Genomic DNA, 18,948 nt, shown 5'->3' with positions numbered 1-18,948 from the left:
TATTTAATGTTCCTATTTTTTGATAAATGTGTATATTTATAATTTTTTATTTATAAACATTGAATAATCGATATTTATTAGAGATAATGAAACTAATAATATACTACGATAGGAGTAATCGGATGGAAATAACAACTAGAAGCAATGCTGAACATAAAAGCAGAGCCAATGACTATGTGCATGAAGTATTTCAGCTAGTAAAGGATAGAAACCAAGGGGAAAAAGAATTTTTACAGGCAACACGTGAAATCTTTGATTCATTAAGACCTGTCTTTCTTAAACACCCGGAATATATACATAATGGAATATTGGAACGTATAACCGAACCAGATCGAGTTATTACATTTCGAGTTGCGTGGGAAGATGACACTGGGAAAGTTCAAGTTAACCGTGGTTTCCGAGTTCAGTTTAATAATAGCTTAGGACCTTATAAGGGTGGAATTCGTTTTCATCCGACGGTGAATAGTAGTATTATGAAATTTTTGGCCTTCGAGCAGACATTTAAAAATGCATTAACGGGACAGCCAATTGGCGCTGGTAAAGGTGGATCTGATTTTAATCCAAAAGGTAAGTCAGAGCGTGAAATAATGCGATTTACGCAAAGTTTTATAACTGAGTTAAGTAAATATATTGGACCAGATATGGATGTACCAGCTGGGGATATCGGAGTTGGGAAGAGAGAAATTGGCTATATGTTCGGACAGTATAATCGTTTAAGAGGTGGTTATGAGGCTGGAGTATTCACAGGGAAAGACCCAAATCACGGAGGTAGCCTAGGTAGAAAAGAGGCTACAGGATATGGTACTGTCTATTTTGTGGAAGAAATGATGAAGACCGTGAATGATAGCTTTGAAGGAAAGAAAGTAGTAGTTTCTGGATCTGGAAATGTCGCAATATACGCCATGGAGAAGGCGATCGAGCTAGGTGCAGTGGTGCTAGCTTGTAGTGATTCAAATGGATATATTTATGATCCAAAAGGTATTAATGTAGAAACAATTAAACAGTTAAAAGAGTTTGATAGTAAACGAATTAAAGAATATACAAAGTCTCATCCTCATGCTGTCTATTTTGATGGCTGCAAGAATATTTGGTCGGTTGCTTGTGATATTGCTTTACCTTGTGCCACACAAAATGAAATGGAAAAAGAAGATGCCCTTTTATTAATTGCGAATGGGGTACGGGCAGTAGGTGAGGGTGCAAATATGCCTTGTACAGAGGAGGCTATTCTTGCTTTTCAAGCAAAGGGTGTTTTATTTGCCCCAGCAAAAGCAGCAAATGCCGGCGGTGTAGCTGTTTCAGCAATGGAAATGTCGCAAAACAGTATGCGCTTATCGTGGACGGTAGAAGAAGTAGACGAAAAGTTAAAGACTGTGATGAAGAATATCTACACTAGCTGCTATAGTGCAGCAGAAAGCTACGGACATCCTGGCAATTTAGTAATAGGTGCAAATATAGCTGGTTTCCTTAAAGTAGCGGATGCAATGGTTGCGCATGGTATTCATTAATAAGAAAAACAGTGCAAAATGACAGTCCTTCTCTTAAGATTAAAACCTGTTTCCATCGTTCTCGAAGGGTTATGGACAGATGTTTTGCTATAATATTAACGATTGAATTTTTAGTGATATTGGTTGTGACATCGGTCACAACCAATATCACTTTTTTTCGGTAATCTTATGGCGTTTGTCTTTCCAAAGCCCTCTTACAATTTTTAGAAACAGGTTAATGCGGTTTTGGATAACAAGAGAAAAGATACTTTCCTATACATAGAGTAAGCTCTCGAAGATACAATTTCGTTCGCTAGTTCGCCCCTTTATTTAGTGAACACTTACTATTTCTCTTAATTTCCACTAGTATAAATGAAATCCACTTTTTTGATTCTTTTTAAAGCATATTTAACTAATTCAACAGATGGTTTTGTACCTATATTTACTATGACCACTATTATCATCTAAGCGATACGCTTAATATTATTTAATTCTGGAGTACTACTCACAACGTTGATTTTAGTGAAAGGTGGCGACTTCTGCGGGATGAGTGAACAGATGAGCTATCACATCGACGCGTAAGCGACGGTGATAGCTCATCGCTCACCCCGCGAAACGCGTCCGCCTGAAACGGAAATCAGCAGTATTTCTTTTTTTAAAAGTATTTTGAACCCATTATTCACGATACATATTAACTACTCTCTTATCTGTTGAGAAAAGAAGCACCCGATGTAGGGTGCTCCTTTTTGATATTCTATTAAAGCTTAAATTTACCTACGATTTGATTTAATTCATGTGCAATTTCATATGTTTCATTTGAACGATTTGCAATCTCATCAATAGATGCTGTCGTTTGTTCTGTTGCTGCTGAAATGGAAGTAGTAACCTCTTCAATTTCTCTTATTGATTCGGTAAGTTGTGTGATTAACTCTACGACCTGTTTCGAATTATCTGCCTCTGCCGTTGTCATATTTGAAATCATCGTGATTTCTTCGACCGTTTTCTCCACCGCAGTTGAAATATCACTTAATGATTGAGATGTTTGAAGAACCGTCGAAGAGCCAGCCTCAATTAACTTTGTGCTTTCAACTGTAGATTCTACTACTTGCTTAATATTTTCTGTAATGTCTTTAATAATTTTTTCGACTTGTTCTACTTCAGTATTGGATTGTTCCGCTAGTTTTCTAACTTCCTCCGCGACTACTGCAAATCCTTTTCCTTGCTCTCCTGCACGAGCAGCTTCAATAGATGCATTAAGCGCGAGTAAATTTGTTTGAGCAGCAATTGCTGAGATAGAACCTGTAATTTGCTGGATTTTAGTAGTTGCTTCATTTAGACGTCCAATTGTTTCACTCGTTTCAATAGAAGCAGATCTAATCTTATCCATATCGCGACTTATTTCACTTGCACGAGTTAGACCTTCTTCCGCAGTATGCATAGTTGTTTTGGAATTTAGGACACTCGTATCTGCGCGCTCTTTTGATATTTGTAAGCCTTGTGCTAGATTTTGTAAAATATCGGAGGATTGTACCGCTGTAATCGTTCCGTCAGATACGGATGCGGCAGTTTCACTCATATTAACTGAAACCTGGTGCACTGCGTCTTTCATCTCGTTTAACGAAATAGAGTTGTTCTCCACATTTTTCGTCAATTGAACGGATGTTGTTTGAATCGTTCCGATAATATTACGTAGGTTTAATGCTAATGTATTTAATGTCCTACTTAAATCTCCAACTTCATCTTTGCTCGTAAAATCGGTATCATTTACTGTTAAATTACCTTTTGCAATTTCACCAGCATGAGCGATAAGTGCGGAGAGTGGTTTTGTTTTTCTTCTTATTAAAAATAGTGTAACTAATGAAGCTAAAATTAATGGAATTATGCTGATAAGTATTCCACCACTAACTACGTCCCAAGTACGATCTTTAACAATAGAAGCATCAAAATCAATAACGTTAATAGCAATTATATCTTTGGAAGGGTCATGATCCTCAAAAATAGGAGCATAGCCAGAAAGTCTTTCTAAACCACCAAATTCATAAGCCTCAGAATATGTAGAATGCTTCATATCTATTAACATCGCAATAGCTTCTTCATCAATATGAAATTGATCACCAACTTTGAAGCCGGCTTCCATTAAATTGTCATCCAACGCGAGCAATTTTCCATTTAAATCGATAATATACTGTGTTTCAAAAATATCTTTATGAGCAGTAGTCCAATTTAGTTGCTCACTCACCTTACCAACGGCTGACGAATCTCCTGAAATTATTTTTTTAACATCATCAGGTTGGATCAATCCAGTCGTAATATTTGCACAGCCATAAGCTTCAATACCAGCGGCCTTATACAGTTCATCGTATGCTGTATTATAAGTAGCCACTGAAGTGATTAATAGCATAGAAGCAATTATCCCAACAATGATCATTCCTAGATGAACTGTTAACGTATTTTTCATATTAAAATCTCTCCTGTCTAACTTTCCATAAAACATATATAACATTTATATCATAGAAATAGGTAAAAATGATACACTTTTATAAAGTGAATTCAGAAGAATCTGTGACTAATTTCCTTTTCTTTTTATTAATTAATAAGTAATGGTCTGTAATACTTTTGTTACACAACTGTAAAGTCACTAATGTTTAAATGATGTTAGTATGGGTATAGAGAAATTTTCAGGAAATATTTTCATATAAATTTTTCAATATACAACTTGGGGGAACATAAGCTTTGACTTCTATGTTTAAAAAAATCATTGCCATTTTTAGTTTAACTTTAGTTTTAGCTGCGGGAACGTTTGCAGGAAATACAGAAGCAGCAAGCACTGTAGCATCCAATGAAATAGTATCGAGTGCGAAAAGTTTGGTAGGAATTAAATATCGCTATGGTGGAACGACGAAGGCAGGTTTTGATTGTTCAGGTTACATCGGCTATGTTTATAAAAGCAAGGGTATTAAATTGCCAAGAACAGCAGCAGGAATGTACAACAGTGGGAAAGTAGTAAAAAAAGCAAATTTAGCAGTGGGAGATTTAGTTTTCTTCAACACAACTGGTAAAGGTGTATCTCATGCTGGAATTTACATAGGTAGCGGTAAATTCATCCATGCTTCATCTTCCAAAGGCGTTCGCATCGATAAATTAAATGATCCTTATTACTGGGGTAAAAAATACGTTGGTGCTAAAAGAGTAGCAAACGTATCCGTAGCAAAAAAATAATCCTTAAATATATTGCCGTTTCAGCACTTAGCTGAAGCGGCTTTTTAAAAATAGTTGTTTTATGTGTTTAATGCAAGGTTTGAAATATTTCGAAAATATTTTTAAAAAGGTATTTATAATTTCTGGAAAAGTAGTATAATTGCATATAATATATTGCACATCTAAAATTGTTGCAGTTTACTAATTATAATTGATAGGGGAAACACACCATGAATAGTCTAAAAATTCGATTTACAGAAAATGAAATTAAAAATGAGAAAACTCCATCAGAGCAATTAGTGTTTGGAACCAAGTTTACAGACCATATGTTTATCGCTGACTATACAGAAGGAACAGGTTGGCATGATTACCGTATAGTCCCTTATCAAGCCCTAACACTAGATCCCTCTGCATCTATTTTGCATTATGGTCAAACAATTTTTGAAGGAATGAAGGCCTATCTATCTGAGGATGGGATTGTTCGATTGTTCCGTCCAGAGCAAAACATGAAACGCATGAATATTTCAGCTGATCGTCTTAGTATGCCAAAAATAGATGAAGAATTAGCGATTGAGGCTTTGAAACAGCTACTAGAAATAGATAAAGAATGGATTCCTAAAGAGCCGGGAACATCACTTTATATCAGACCTTTTATGATCGCAACAGAAGCTCATCTTGGGGTATCTGCTTCAAAAACATATAGCTTCATCATTATTATGTCACCGGTTGGTTCGTACTACAAAGAAGGTATTCATCCAGTGAAAATATTAGTGGAAAGTGAATATGTTCGTGCGGTTGCAGGGGGAACAGGAACTGCTAAAACAGCTGGTAACTATGCGTCTAGTTTAAAGGCGCAGGAAGTAGCCGATCGTGAAGGATACTCTCAGGTTCTATGGTTAGATGGATTAGAGAGAAAATACATTGAAGAAGTAGGAAGCATGAATGTGTTTTTCAAGATTGACGGAGAGGTAGTTACTCCAGCTTTAAATGGTAGTATTTTAGATGGGATTACGAGAAAGTCTATCATCGAATTATTAAAGTATTGGGGTGTTCCAATTACAGAACGTAAAGTTTCAATGGAAGAAATTCGTGAAGCATACTTAAATGGTAAACTGGATGAAGCCTTTGGAACTGGTACTGCTGCAGTTATTTCACCAATCGGAGAATTACGTTGGAAAGGGGAGTTATTCTACGTTAATAACGGTGAAACTGGAGAGCTTTCCCAAAAATTATACGATACGTTAACTGGAATTCAACGAGGTATTATCGAAGATCCATTTGGCTGGGTAGTCGAATTAGAAAAATAATAGTGTACTAATCGCTTCTCTTAACGGAGAGGCGATCATTTTGTTTATATAGAACGGAGAATGATGATGAAACCACTAATTGGTATATGCGCTAACTATTTATCAGATGATACAGCAGGCTTAGCTGCAGGTATAGGTGCAAAAAATCAGGAATGGCAAATGCTTGCAGATGATTATATTGTAGCGATTGAGAGAGCAGGTGGGGTTCCAGTTATTTTGCCAATCACAAGTGAAGTAGAGACGTTGGACCCTCTGCTTGAAAAGTTAGATGGCATCTTATTTTCGGGAGGCTCTGATATTGATCCTAATTTGTATGGTGAATATCCTAAATTTGGTTTAGGTTATATCGAACCGAAAAGAGATATGCATGAGCTAAAGCTTGCCCGGAAGGTGTTATCGGAGATGGACATTCCAGTGCTAGGAATTTGCCGTGGAATGCAGCTGCTTAACGTAGCAACTGGTGGAAAGATATATCAAGATTTAGCTTCTCAAAAACCAGAAGGAATCAATCATTCTGTTCCAAAAGCAATTAGACATCATTCATTCCATCCGGTGCAAATTGAAAGTGGGTCTATATTAAATAGTATTTTTCAAAGTGAGGAGCTGAAAGTAAATAGCTTCCATCACCAAGCCGTAAAAGAGTTAGGTCAAGGATTTACACCGACGATGATTGCTCCTGATGGTATTATCGAGGGAATGGAGTGGGAAGCGCAAAACCGATTTGTCGTAGCCGTACAATGGCATCCAGAAATGATGGAAGGACAAGTAGATACAGTACGTCCAATCTTTAATGCTTTTGTCGAAGCAAGTAAATTGAACGCACAAGTTATTGCATTAGTTCCCTCTGAAGAAACAATAGCATAACAGACATTTAGGCAAAGCCTTCCTACGTCAAACTATATGGACGATGGGAAGGCTTTTCTATTTCCATTTGAATATGCTCGCAGAATAGTTTGTAATTATCTATTTTGAATTCCGGATATTTTTTGATCAAAGAAGGTAATAAATGCGTATTTAGGTAGGTAGGCTGATCCTTTTTATCGTTGACATAAAATGAATAGGAACAATTCGGGTAATTATCTAATTTGTCTAGAAAAGTTCTTTGTACAAATAGATGATTTTGATGGATGTATTTACTCACTTTTAATAACTCCAACGGTTCAGAAATCATATTAGTGTAATATCTGGTTTCATATAATTGTCCAATAAATTTATACTTACACTTAAAGTATTCGGAGTATTGTTGATTGATAAAAATTAACACTTCAGAAAGTGGAACCCTAGGAGAGCGAATAAGAAGGTGATAGTGGTTATTTATCAAGCTGTAGGCAATAATCGTAAACGAGTAAATAGTGTGTGCCTGCTGAAGTGTATAAAAAAAGAACTTGAAATCTTCTTTATTCATAAAAATACATTGTTTGTTATTACCACGCATCGTAATATGATAAAAAAGTTCTGGCTGCCAAACTTTTCGGATATTTCCCATCGCCACTTCGCCTCCTTTATATTGACAACACCTTACAATAAAAGAGGAAAAACAACAATTGTCGCAATTCAATATAATTAACAACAATTCCATTCTCGGTTTGAAAACGTGATTAAAATTTAGTTTTCCCCCAATTATAGCATTCAAAATAAAATTCCTCACAGATATCTTTTGGATTATTAGAAATAAAAAAACCACACTTTCCGTAAAGGAGAGTGTGGTTTATATAAATGAATTACTTACGTTTGTTGCGTTTTGTTAAACGACCAAGTGCAAATGCACCAGCAGCTAGACCAAGCATTGTATTCGTGTTTTTATTGAAAACTTGTTTTACAACTAAGTTCATATTTGCAGGACGCTCTGCTAGGCGACGCATGAAGTAGCCGTACCAATCTTGTCCAAATGGTACATATGTACAGAAGTTATAACCTTCGTTTGCAAGCTGCTGCTGCATTTCTGTACGGAAGCCATATAACATTTGGAATTCAAATTTATCGTAAGGAATATTATTATCTTTGATAAATTGTTTAACATGATTAATTACATTATGATCATGCGTAGCAATAGAAGTGAATTTCCCGTTTAATAAATGCCATTCGATTAGTTCGATATAGTTTTTGTCGATTTCTTCTTTCGTTTGGTATGCGTATTCAACAGGCTCTTTATAAGCTCCTTTTACGATACGTAGACGGAAGTTTTTATACTTTTGAATGTCTTCTGTTGCACGGTAGAAGTATGCTTGAATAACAGTTCCAACGTTATCGTAGTCTTTTGAAAGCTCGTCCAAAATATCAAATGAAGGTTGTAAATGTTTGTTGGATTCCATGTCAATATTGATAAATGTGCCATATTTGTGTGCAACTTGTACAATTTCTTTTAAGTTGTTTAAAGCGAAGTCGTAGTCAATATCAAGACCAAGCTGTGATGGTTTTAACGAAATATGTGCATCTACTTGATGCTCTTCGATAGCTTCAATCACTGCGATAATTTGTTCTTTGGCAGCTAATGCTTCTTCTTTTTCGAATACAAATTCTCCAAGGTTATCTACTGTACAAGAGATGCCCATAGCATTTAGTTTTTTAATGCTCTCCATTGTTTCTTCAATATTGGTCCCAGCAACTACATGCTGTGCACCCATTTTTAAACCATATTTTTTTGCCGCACCATTTAATAATTGATTCTCTGATAAAGCCATAAAAATATCTTTTAACATTGTAATGCTCCCATCTCTGTTTAGATGCCTAAATTATATCACAAATTTCTACAAAACATATAACCTTGTACCATAGAGGAATAAATTGTCATTTTAGCTCGCATCTATTCAAACACAACCATATCCAGCATAAAGCGCTCAATTACTTTCATATTTGGATCGGCACCTATACCCTTTCCTTTTGGAACATCAATAAAACCGTCAATTACTACAATTTCAGGAGAAATAATATCCTTCTCCCAGTAATGAGAGGACCCAGCAGTATCACCAGGTAGTGTGAAATTTGGAAGGGACGTTAGAGCGATATTATGTGCACGACCGATACCAGCCTCCAACATGCCGCCACACCAAACAGGAACTCCTTTTTCCATGCAGTAATCATGAATTTTCTTTGCTTCGGTTAAGCCTCCAACACGTGCAATTTTTATGTTAATAACCTTCGTACTACCGAGCTCGATTGCTTTACGTGCATCCTCTAAGGAAAGGATACTTTCATCCAGACAAATTGGGGTATTTAACTGTTTTTGAAGCTTCGCATGATCAACAATATCATCGCTCGCAAGAGGCTGTTCAATCATCATTAGCTGATAATCATCTAGTTGTTTTAGTAGCGCTATATCATCTAGTGTATAGGAAGAATTCGCATCTGCCATTAGAGGAACATTTGGAAAGGCTTCTCTCAGTTTTTGAATCACCTCGATATCATATCCAGGTTTAATTTTCACCTTTAGCCGTTTGTAGCCCTCTTCTATATAATGATGTACTAAGTCCAATAGTTTGTCTGTACTTGTTTGGATACCGATGCTAATGCCTACTGCTATTTTGTCGGTATTTCCGCCAAGAGCTTGTCCTAGTGTTTGATTAGTTCGTTTTGCATATAAATCCCATATTGCAGTTTCAATTGCAGCCTTCGCCATATTATTTTTTCTGATAGGCGAAAAAATTTCATTTACTTCATCAGGATGGGATATTTCTTTATTCAATAGCAGAGGTACTAAAAAGTCTCTAATCATATGTAAGGTAGTTTGAACCGTTTCTTCTGTATACCAGGGAGCTTGGAAAGCGGCAGATTCTCCCCAACCAGTATTCCCGTTTTCATCGAAAACCTCTAACAAGAAAAACTCTTTTTCCTGTAGACTTCCAAAGCTAGTGACAAATGAATTTTTCATCGTCATTTTCATATGACGCATATTAATTTTTTTGATAATCATATTATTACTCCTTAGAATATTATCATGCAAAAAACCCTACTGTTGTAGGGAAGATTTTTGGGAATCGAGATCTTCAGTATCTATATCAATTGGAGAAACTGGCGCACCTTCCCAAATCATATTTAAAGAGGCTTGTATATCTAAGTCATTTCGATAAGCCATTTCTTCAGGTTCTATGGGATTAGGGTTAATAGAAAATCTCCTCCTATCCTTTTTACTATTATATTATTGAAAAACAAAATATGACATGAATTTGCAAAAATTTATTTTGAGACCCAAAATCTTAGTAAAAATGAATTTTCCGTTCAAAAAGAAACCAAAAATTATATAGTTGCATTTATTAATTAATTCTGACAATTGAATTAACTTAGCGAATGGATACAATAAGGAAAATGAGAGGAGTGGATAGCCTATGACAGTTGAATATCTAGTTCAAGTAATGAATCGCAGTTTACGAAAGGTAGAGGAAACGATTGATCAGGTAGAACTTCAAACTCATATGTCACAAGCAGATCAGCGTCAAATTATGCAAGCGGTTTTGGAGCTAAGTGACCGTATAAAATTAATTGAAATGCATGTAGATTTAAATAGAAAGATAGAATTCACTTTCACACATGAACAACATATAGATTGACATACTACTAAATATGATGTAAATTACCAAATGGACGAACATTAAAGTTCATTTGTAAATAAATATTCGTATTTAGGAGTGAAAACGATGGAAAATGTATTCGATTATGAAGATATTCAATTAATTCCAGCGAAATGTGTGGTAAATAGTAGATCAGAATGTGATACCACAGTAACCCTAGGAGGACATACATTTAAATTACCAGTAGTGCCTGCTAATATGCAGACAATTATAGATGAAAACATTGCAAATTATTTAGCGGAAAATGGTTACTTTTACATTATGCATCGATTTGAGCCGCAAAAACGTATTGCTTTCATCAAAAGTATGCAGTCACGTGGTTTAATAGCTTCTATTAGTGTGGGTGTTAAAGAGGAAGAATACACATTTGTGGAGCAGTTGGCAGCCGAGAAGCTTGTGCCTGAATTCATTACGATTGATATTGCACACGGTCATTCCAATGCTGTTATTAACATGATTAAACATCTAAAAACACATTTACCGAAGAGCTTTGTTATCGCGGGTAACGTAGGTACTCCAGAAGCTGTAAGAGAGCTAGAAAATGCTGGAGCCGATGCAACAAAAGTTGGAATCGGACCTGGGAAAGTGTGTATTACGAAGATTAAAACCGGATTTGGAACTGGTGGTTGGCAACTTGCAGCGCTGCGCTGGTGTGCAAAAGCAGCTAGCAAACCAATAATAGCAGACGGTGGAATTCGTACGCATGGTGATATTGCAAAGTCAGTTCGCTTCGGGGCTTCCATGGTTATGATTGGATCTCTATTTGCAGGACATGAGGAATCACCTGGCGTTACAGTAGAAAAGGATGGCAAGCGCTATAAAGAATATTTTGGTTCTGCATCCGAATTCCAAAAAGGTGAAAAGAAAAACGTAGAAGGTAAAAAGATGTTTGTAGAATATAAAGGACCTCTAGAAGATACATTGAGAGAAATGGAACAAGATTTACAATCCTCCATTTCCTACTCCGGTGGAAATAAATTAGAGTCAATTCGCAATGTAGATTACGTAATCGTGAAAAACTCTATTTTCAATGGAGATAAAGTTTATTAATAATTAATGTTATTTAAATGATGAAATGCTACAATATTATTTGAATAATAACATTATTTGAAAAAGAGGAGTGTTCTAAATGGCTGTAGATGTATACCTTAATTTTAATGGGAATTGTCGCGAGGCTGCAGAATTTTATGCAGAAGTATTTAATACGGATAAACCTGAAATAATGACATTTGGTGAAGCACCACAACATCCCGATTTTGCCTTGCCAGAAGAAGCAAAAGATTTAGTTCTACACACTCGCTTAAATATCAATGGTAGCAATGTAATGTTCTCTGATACATTTCCAGGATCACCTTTTGTGGAAGGAAACAATATCAGTTTAGCTTTTGTAAGTAAAGATGAAGAAGAAGTAAAATCTGTTTTTAATGCGCTAAAAGAAGGCGGCAAAGTAAGCATGGAGCTTCAGGAAACATTTTGGAGCAAGTGCTACGGTTCCTTGAGAGATAAGTTCGGTATAGAATGGCAATTTAGTCACGAAACCGATCAATTGCCACAATAACTTTAAAGGCTATGTAACGTACAAGATACGTTGCATAGCTTTTTTTATTTTAGAAAATTATAAAATCATTGGTATGTGGATAACTTTCTACAAGTGAATCTCCGTCCAGACTCCAGCACCTAGCCCGCCTGAGTCGCTCCAGACTAGCGAATAAAGGCAATAAAAAACACTACTGATTTCCGTTTCAGGTGGACGCGTTTCGCGGGGGGAGCGATGAGCTATCACCGTCGCTAACGCGCCGCTGTGATAGCTCATCTGTCTCACTCATCCCGCTGAAGTCGCCACCTTCCACTACAATCAATTAATGTGTAGTACTACACAAAAGGAATTGGCATAGCTTATAGCTAAGATAAAAAGATTGGACTAATTTTTAGTGATTAACTTAAATTACTTGTACTCTTTTTTGAATAATAAATGCTATCCACTGATAGATGAAGAAAGCAGAATTTAATTATTAATTTATACTATTAGGCTAGAGAATGATAGATTATTTAGGCAATATTGTATGCAACTATCCTATATAAGGGGCTTATTGTTGATTGCAGCGCAGGTCGACGACTCCAGTGGGACAGCACGAGGGAGAGACTACAGGCTCGAGCCGTGCCCACGGAAAGCGTCCGACCTCCGCTGCAATCAATGGCATATCTAGGTTATTGTTCTTAATTTCTAAATAATCGAAAAAAACATTATAAATCTAAGCTGTATAAAGTATACTTATATATAAAACTATTGCAATATTAAAAAGAAAGAAGAGGTAACAGGATGAGTATACGAATAAATCCTCGAGCGCAATCATTGAAAATCCCTGGAACGAGACAATTCTCCAATCAATTAGTTCATTATCCGGATGCGATTAATTTGACAATTGGTCAACCCGATTTTCCAACACCGCCTTCTGTAAAAGAAGCAGGTATTCGAGCAATTGAAGAAAACTTAACTGGATACTCGCACAATGCAGGGCTGCTGGAGCTTAGAAATGCTGTGAACTCCTTTTTCAAAGGTAAATACGGTTTTTCCTATGATATCCAAAATGAAATAGTGATCACAAATGGCGCAAGTGGAGCAATCGATGCAGTATTCCGAACAATATTAGAAGAAGGGGACGAGGTTATTTTACCTGCTCCTACTTATTCAGGGTATGTTCCTGTTATTGAACTTTGCGGTGCCAAAGTAGTCTATTTAGATACGACGGACACTTATTTTCAACCTTCTGCAGAAAGACTTGCGAGCTTGATAACAGACAGAACAAAGGCTATTTTTTTCAATAATCCTTCCAATCCAACTGGTGTCGTTCTAACAAAGGAGACGATGGATGGATTAGTCAATGTAATAAAAGAGAAGAATTTATTTGTGCTAACCGATGAAATATATAGTGAGAATAATTTCACTGGAAAACACCATTCCTTTGCAAGTTATCAGGAAATACGAGAGAAATTATTTTATATTCACGGCGTTTCCAAGTCGCATTCCATGACTGGCTGGAGAATCGGCTTCCTGATGGGACCGGCAAATGTGATGGAGCACGTAGTAAAGGTGCACATCTTCAATACTATTTGTGCATCATTGCCAGCTCAATATGCTGCAATCGAAGCCCTAACCAATGCGAAAGATATCCCGAGGGAGATGAACGTGGAATATGTGAAAAGACGCGACTTTGTCTATAGCCGTTTAACGGAGATGGGATTGACGGTAGAAAAACCAAATGGTGCGTTTTATATTTTCCCAGATATAAGAAAGTACGGAATGAATTCATTTGATTTTGCTACTAAGCTATTACAGGAGGGCGAAGTCGCGGTCGTACCAGGAAGTGCATTCACAGAATACGGAGAGGGATTCATACGTATTTCATATGCCTATAGCATGGCTGTGCTAGAAGAAGGATTAAATAGACTAGAAGAATTCCTGCTTACTTTAAATAATTAATAATTACTAAGACACTAGACGCATTTGTTTAGTGTCTTATTTTTAAATAACACTTGAAGTTTACGTTAACGTAAATGCTATGCTCAAAATATATTCATAGGGAGTGGGGGCGAGATGAAAAGTATTTCAGATGTTGCAAAACAATTCAGTATTTCGACGAGAACTATCCGCTATTACGAAGAACTGGGATTATTAAATCCGATTCGTAGCGAGAGTAACCGGAGATTTTATCGACCTGCTGATTGTACCAAACTAAAGCTCATTCAAAGAGGAAAGCAATATGGCTTTCAACTGGATGAAATAAAAGAGATGGTACTGCTATTTGATATGGATCGAACTGGAAAAAAACAACTAGAACGAACAATAGAATATGGAAATGAAAAAATAAAAGAAATAGAAGAGAAGATTATAGACTTAGAAGAAATGAAAAAAGAAATGGGGACCTTGCTACATGTTTTTACAGATAAATTACAAAATCTAAAAAGGGAGGAAAACAGATGAATTTATCCAGACTATTAGAACATAATGCAAGAAAGTATTCACTTAATGAGGCTGTAGTTGGAATGGGACAAAGACTTACCTACAAAGCTTTAAATGATTTAGTAGATAAGTTGTCAACTGGACTATTAAAGGCAGGTATTAAGAAAGATGATAAAATTATACTTTTTATGCCCAATGTTCCCGAATTTATTATTACTTATTTTGCTGCACATCGAATCGAAGCAATAATTGTCCCGATTAATGCAAAGTCTACATTTGCGGAAATAGAGTATATTTTCAACCATGCAGATGCAAAGGCATTCGTAGTACATGAACTTTTATTCGATTCAGTTAAGGATCTACAAAACGAATGTCTCCTTGTAAAAACGGGTGGCGAGCATCAAGGATGGGTTACGTTTAATGAATTAACTAAGAAAAAAATGAAAACGCTTCCTAAATCTTCTTCAACGGATGACGAGCCATCTACCATTTTATATACTTCTGGAACTACAGGGCAGCCAAAAGGAGTGCTTTTCAGTCATCGTAATGTTCTCACTGTAGCGAAAATGATTTGTATTGAAATGGAAATGAAGCCAGAAAGTCGATTGCTTCTAATGATGCCACTTAGTCATTCTGCTCCTCTTCATTTATTTATGGTAGCTGGAGTAATAGTTGGCGCAACACTCGTTTTAACGCCAACATTTACTCCTGATTTGCTGCTAAAAACAGTAGAGGAAGAGAGGACTACCCATTTCTTTGGAGCTCCTGTTGCTTATTTAATGACAGGAAAGAATCCCGCGATAGATCAAACAGACTTAAGCACGATGAAGTGGTGGATTTATGGTGGTGCTCCATTATCGAGTGGAGAGGTTTTATTTGTGAAACAGGCTTTCAAAACGAATAATCTTGTATGTGTATACGGATTAACGGAGGCAGGTCCAAGTGGGACGCTGTTGTTAGGGCATGAACATGATCACAAAGCAGGTAGTATTGGGAAAAGAGCAGCATTATTCACGGAAATAAGAGTCGTAAATGCTAATGGCGAAGATGTAGGTGTAGCTGAGGTCGGGGAAATTTACCTCCGAGGGGATGGAACGATGTTAGGGTACTATAAAAACCCAGAAGCAACGGCAGCGACCTTTGATAGCGATTGGTTAAAGACAGGTGATTTAGCCCGAGTTGATGAAGATGGATATATATTTATAGTTGATCGAAAAAAAGACATGATTATTTCAGGAGGAGTAAATATTTATCCGAAGGAAGTGGAGGATGCATTAATTACCTATGAAGCAGTTTCAGAGGTTGCTATTGTAGGTGTCCCACACGCAGAATGGGGCGAAACGGTTAAAGCTTATTTTGCGGCAAACAGGCCAGTAGAGTCGAAGGAATTAATAGAACATTTGAATGGAAAAGTGTCCTCCTTCAAAATACCAAAGCTCTTTGAACAAGTCCAAGCCCTTCCTCGCAATGCATCCGGAAAAATTCTGAAGCAGTCATTAAGGGAAGTAGGTAAATAATATGGAACGAGCAAATTACTTTGCAGGAGATGAATCATTACAGGATATTTTGCAGTCAAAATTACATCCGGCATTCTATGGATATGCACAGGGTCAGCTAGAAACATTCGGGGAGCTCGTGGCAAATGAAATAGATCAACGCGCAAGGCATACCGATCGGGAAGGAGAGCCGAAGCTACTAAAATATGAAAAATTCGGAGATGATCAGTCAGTTATTTGGGTAAATGAAGGCTATAAACAGACGTTAAAGGAAACATATGAAACGGGCATAGTAGGTTATTTGCATAAAGAGATACCTGAGCTTGGGCAAAAAGGAAACTATGTGTATAGCTTTGCACAGGGGTATTTACTATCCCAAGCGGAGGCCGGATTTTATTGTCCCGTCACACTTACGATGGCTACTAGTTATTTACTCGATCATTATGCGAATCAGGAGGTGAAAGAACGATTTCTTCCCCATGTCATCGCAACAGGAGAAAAAGAGCTTTACGAGGGTGCAACCTTTTTAACTGAGCGTCAGGGTGGATCGGATGTAGGAGCCAATGAAGTAAAAGCTGTAGAAGAAGGGGAGCATTATCGTTTATTTGGAGAAAAGTATTTTGCCTCAAACGCTGGAATGGCTGGAGTTGCTATGGTGCTTGCGCGTATAGAAGATGCCCCAAGTGGCTCTAAAGGGCTGACATTATTTGCTGTTCCTTGGAAAAACGGGGACGGTTCATTAAATGGCATTAAAATTCGTCGATTAAAGGATAAGCTAGGTGTTCGAGCAGTCCCAAGTGGTGAGGTAGAATTTGAAGGTGCTATAGGCTACTTAGTAGGGGATATTTCCAAAGGGTTGAAGTATATGCTGGAGGCACTGAATCTATCACGCATTTGTAATACGGTTGCGTCGCTTGGCATTATGCGTCGTGCTTATAACGAGTCGTTTGCTTATGCAGAAAAGCGAACTGCATTTGGCAATAAATTAAATGAATTTCCAATGATTCAAGACTCCCTTGGCCGGATGCGTGCGAAGTTAGAAATAGAACTGTATACAACTTTTGATCTAATCGAGCAATATGATCGAGTCGTAAGTGGAGATGCCACGAAGGAAGAAGTGATATTGAATCGATTGTTTATAGCTTTATTAAAGAAAGAAACGGCCGAGCAAGCAATTCACTTTGCCCACGAAGCAATTGAAATGCACGGAGGTAATGGCTATATCGAAGACTTTGTCACTCCTAGATTATTACGTGATGCGCAGGTGCTGACTGTATGGGAAGGAACCGCGAATATCCTAGCGCTAGAGCTCATACGATTGGTGAATAAGTTCAATGTACATCATCTATTTGCTGAAGCAATGGAGCAGCGACTTCAAAAATGTGAGGAATCAAACATGAAATCCATTGTCCATGAAAAGCTCGGGCAACTAAGCGAAGCAATGGAGTTATTTGCTACTTTACAAAAGGATGTCCAAACATTTGAAGCAAAAGCACTTGCTAAAGAAATGGTACGCTTGTATGAAAGTGTCATAGCTGTAGAAATTGCCAACAAACCTCATATTGGATCATTAAGCTCAATTTATATAGAAGAAACATGGCAGTTACGCAAATTAGGTGATAAAATGCAGACTTGTGAGTGGTTTAAGGGAATCAATCATGATCAAACGAACTAGTCATAACAGTATATACAGGAAAAGGCTATTCCCTTTTTGGGATAGCCTTTTTGAGTTGGAAAAGTTGGGTAAATAATCCGTTCCGCTAGTAAATGCCTCATGAGCGAGAGTAACTGCCTTGGCTCCGAGAGTAAGGCCAGCTCGACCGAAAGTATCCACCGCTTGACCGCAAGTAACCAGCACCCGAGCGAGAGTAACCGACCCAACGACTCCTCAAGATCCCTAATCAAGCTCCAAATGCTCCTTCAAATCCATCGTTACTTCACTCAGTTCTTCCTCTTCAGGTACATAATACCAAATATCATTCATTCGCTTACCGCTTCCCTTCGTAAGAGAAATAGACTCGATATTGGCGAGTGTATCTTTATAGCCTTTTTGAATATCCATCATTTGTTCAAATGTCATATTCGTTCGAATGTTTTCTGCTAGAGTAGCCAATAATTCCTTATAATGGAGCAGGCTATTGAAGGATGCACCTTCTTTTAGAACGGCTAGAAGCACTTGTTTTTGACGCTCCTGTCTCCCAAAGTCGCCTAGCGGATCATTCTTCCGCATTCGCACATAGCTAAGTGCCATATCTCCATCTAGATGGATAAGACCTTCTTCGAAATGATAGCCATTTTCCTCAAAAGCAGTAGGGTTCTCGACTGTCACACCGCCAACGCTATCGACAATTTCTAGAAAACTTTCCATATTAACTTGCACAACATAGTCAATTGGAATATCTAGCAAGTTTTCCACAGAATGAAGTGCCATATCTATTCCACCAAATGCGTAGGCGTGATTTAATTTATCCATTTTTTGCATTCCAATGATCTCCGTATATGTGTCTCTAGGGATACTCAATACTTTTATCGAAGCTAGAGAGGGGTTAGCGGTGAGTACTATTATCGTATCCGAGCGTCCAACATCATCCTCACGCTCATCCACACCAAGTAGTAATACGGAAATTGGTTCCTGATCTACGAGCTCTACTTCCGTTTTTCGCAGATTAGAAACTTTACGAATTTCGGGTTCATGAATTGTTTCGAGTGTCTTAGTCACATTTTTATAAATGCTAGCAGCGTAGATTGTTCCGCCTAAAAGTAAGCAGCAAATAAGGGTAATCCAAATAATCTTCTTAGACATTCATGATCCTCATTTCTTGGAACTTCATTGTCTATTTATATGAAAATTCTATTTAGATTATTAACTAGAACCTCTGTATTTATTCAACTCGTATATCCATTTATCTATTTTCAAGTCAGTCCATAAATATGTCG

At 37.2% G+C, this 18,948-nt stretch carries 16 protein-coding genes; 11 read left to right on the top strand and 5 right to left on the bottom strand.

Features of this window, described 5'->3' with window-relative positions; translation table 11 throughout:
- The first annotated feature begins 122 nt into the window (after nucleotides 1-122).
- On the top strand, nucleotides 123-1,505 hold the full coding sequence (gene gdhA / locus ACIQX2_RS02630) for an NADP-specific glutamate dehydrogenase (protein WP_402846671.1): 1,383 nt from the start codon (nucleotides 123-125) through the stop codon (nucleotides 1,503-1,505).
- 736 nt (nucleotides 1,506-2,241) lie between these two features.
- On the opposite strand, the gene ACIQX2_RS02625 is transcribed toward gdhA, so the two are convergent.
- On the bottom strand, nucleotides 2,242-3,942 hold the full coding sequence (locus ACIQX2_RS02625; RefSeq protein ID WP_402846670.1) for a methyl-accepting chemotaxis protein: 1,701 nt from the start codon (nucleotides 3,940-3,942) through the stop codon (nucleotides 2,242-2,244).
- A gap of 284 nt (nucleotides 3,943-4,226) precedes the next feature.
- Between ACIQX2_RS02625 and ACIQX2_RS02620 the strand changes: the two genes are divergently transcribed.
- The 3 genes from ACIQX2_RS02620 to ACIQX2_RS02610 all read left to right on the top strand — a co-directional run bounded on the left by ACIQX2_RS02620 (nucleotide 4,227) and on the right by ACIQX2_RS02610 (nucleotide 6,853).
- Nucleotides 4,227-4,703 (top strand): C40 family peptidase, encoded by a 477-nt coding sequence (locus ACIQX2_RS02620; RefSeq protein ID WP_402847477.1) that lies wholly within the window; start codon nucleotides 4,227-4,229, stop codon nucleotides 4,701-4,703.
- A gap of 209 nt (nucleotides 4,704-4,912) precedes the next feature.
- The gene (locus tag ACIQX2_RS02615) at nucleotides 4,913-5,989 is read left to right on the top strand and encodes a branched-chain amino acid aminotransferase (RefSeq protein ID WP_402846668.1); all 1,077 of its coding nucleotides are present in this window, start codon (nucleotides 4,913-4,915) and stop codon (nucleotides 5,987-5,989) included.
- A 66-nt stretch (nucleotides 5,990-6,055) separates the two neighbouring features.
- The gene (locus tag ACIQX2_RS02610) at nucleotides 6,056-6,853 is read left to right on the top strand and encodes a gamma-glutamyl-gamma-aminobutyrate hydrolase family protein (RefSeq protein ID WP_402846667.1); all 798 of its coding nucleotides are present in this window, start codon (nucleotides 6,056-6,058) and stop codon (nucleotides 6,851-6,853) included.
- A gap of 22 nt (nucleotides 6,854-6,875) precedes the next feature.
- On the opposite strand, the gene ACIQX2_RS02605 is transcribed toward ACIQX2_RS02610, so the two are convergent.
- The 3 genes from ACIQX2_RS02605 to menC all read right to left on the bottom strand — a co-directional run bounded on the left by ACIQX2_RS02605 (nucleotide 6,876) and on the right by menC (nucleotide 9,899).
- The gene (locus ACIQX2_RS02605) at nucleotides 6,876-7,475 is read right to left on the bottom strand and encodes a transposase (protein WP_402846665.1); all 600 of its coding nucleotides are present in this window, start codon (nucleotides 7,473-7,475) and stop codon (nucleotides 6,876-6,878) included.
- Nucleotides 7,476-7,710: 235 nt separating this feature from the next.
- Nucleotides 7,711-8,688 carry a proline dehydrogenase family protein gene (locus ACIQX2_RS02600; RefSeq protein ID WP_402846664.1) on the bottom strand — a complete coding sequence of 326 codons (978 nt, stop codon included), beginning with the start codon at nucleotides 8,686-8,688 and terminating at the stop codon, nucleotides 7,711-7,713.
- 104 nt (nucleotides 8,689-8,792) lie between these two features.
- Nucleotides 8,793-9,899 carry an o-succinylbenzoate synthase gene (gene menC, locus ACIQX2_RS02595; RefSeq protein ID WP_402846663.1) on the bottom strand — a complete coding sequence of 369 codons (1,107 nt, stop codon included), beginning with the start codon at nucleotides 9,897-9,899 and terminating at the stop codon, nucleotides 8,793-8,795.
- A 412-nt stretch (nucleotides 9,900-10,311) separates the two neighbouring features.
- Here menC and ACIQX2_RS02590 point away from each other — a divergent pair, with 412 nt between their 5' ends.
- From ACIQX2_RS02590 to ACIQX2_RS02560, 7 genes are all read left to right on the top strand, one after another.
- Entirely contained in the window at nucleotides 10,312-10,533 is a 222-nt protein-coding gene (locus tag ACIQX2_RS02590) for a hypothetical protein (protein ID WP_402846661.1), read from the top strand.
- Between the two features lie 87 nt (nucleotides 10,534-10,620).
- Nucleotides 10,621-11,604: a GMP reductase gene (gene guaC, locus ACIQX2_RS02585; protein ID WP_402846659.1), complete on the top strand. Its 984-nt coding sequence runs from the start codon at nucleotides 10,621-10,623 to the stop codon at nucleotides 11,602-11,604.
- A gap of 79 nt (nucleotides 11,605-11,683) precedes the next feature.
- Nucleotides 11,684-12,112, top strand: coding sequence for a VOC family protein (locus ACIQX2_RS02580; RefSeq protein ID WP_402846657.1), 429 nt, complete (start codon nucleotides 11,684-11,686; stop codon nucleotides 12,110-12,112).
- 762 nt (nucleotides 12,113-12,874) lie between these two features.
- On the top strand, nucleotides 12,875-14,035 hold the full coding sequence (locus ACIQX2_RS02575; RefSeq protein WP_402846655.1) for an aminotransferase class I/II-fold pyridoxal phosphate-dependent enzyme: 1,161 nt from the start codon (nucleotides 12,875-12,877) through the stop codon (nucleotides 14,033-14,035).
- A gap of 114 nt (nucleotides 14,036-14,149) precedes the next feature.
- Entirely contained in the window at nucleotides 14,150-14,536 is a 387-nt protein-coding gene (locus ACIQX2_RS02570; protein ID WP_402846653.1) for a MerR family transcriptional regulator, read from the top strand.
- Nucleotides 14,533-16,032, top strand: coding sequence for a class I adenylate-forming enzyme family protein (locus ACIQX2_RS02565; RefSeq protein ID WP_402846652.1), 1,500 nt, complete (start codon nucleotides 14,533-14,535; stop codon nucleotides 16,030-16,032). The genes ACIQX2_RS02570 and ACIQX2_RS02565 overlap by 4 nt, the downstream gene beginning before the upstream one ends.
- A gap of 1 nt (nucleotide 16,033) precedes the next feature.
- Nucleotides 16,034-17,686 (top strand): acyl-CoA dehydrogenase family protein, encoded by a 1,653-nt coding sequence (locus ACIQX2_RS02560; RefSeq protein WP_402846649.1) that lies wholly within the window; start codon nucleotides 16,034-16,036, stop codon nucleotides 17,684-17,686.
- A 222-nt stretch (nucleotides 17,687-17,908) separates the two neighbouring features.
- Here ACIQX2_RS02560 and ACIQX2_RS02555 read toward each other — a convergent pair whose 3' ends face one another.
- Nucleotides 17,909-18,814: an LCP family glycopolymer transferase gene (locus tag ACIQX2_RS02555; protein ID WP_402846646.1), complete on the bottom strand. Its 906-nt coding sequence runs from the start codon at nucleotides 18,812-18,814 to the stop codon at nucleotides 17,909-17,911.
- Nucleotides 18,815-18,948 lie beyond the last annotated feature (134 nt).

The organism is Psychrobacillus sp. NPDC096623 (genome assembly GCF_044762655.1).
Taxonomy (GTDB): domain Bacteria; phylum Bacillota; class Bacilli; order Bacillales_A; family Planococcaceae; genus Psychrobacillus.
The sequence above is the reverse complement of the archived record's forward strand: the minus strand, read 5'-3'. Positions and strand labels throughout refer to the sequence as shown.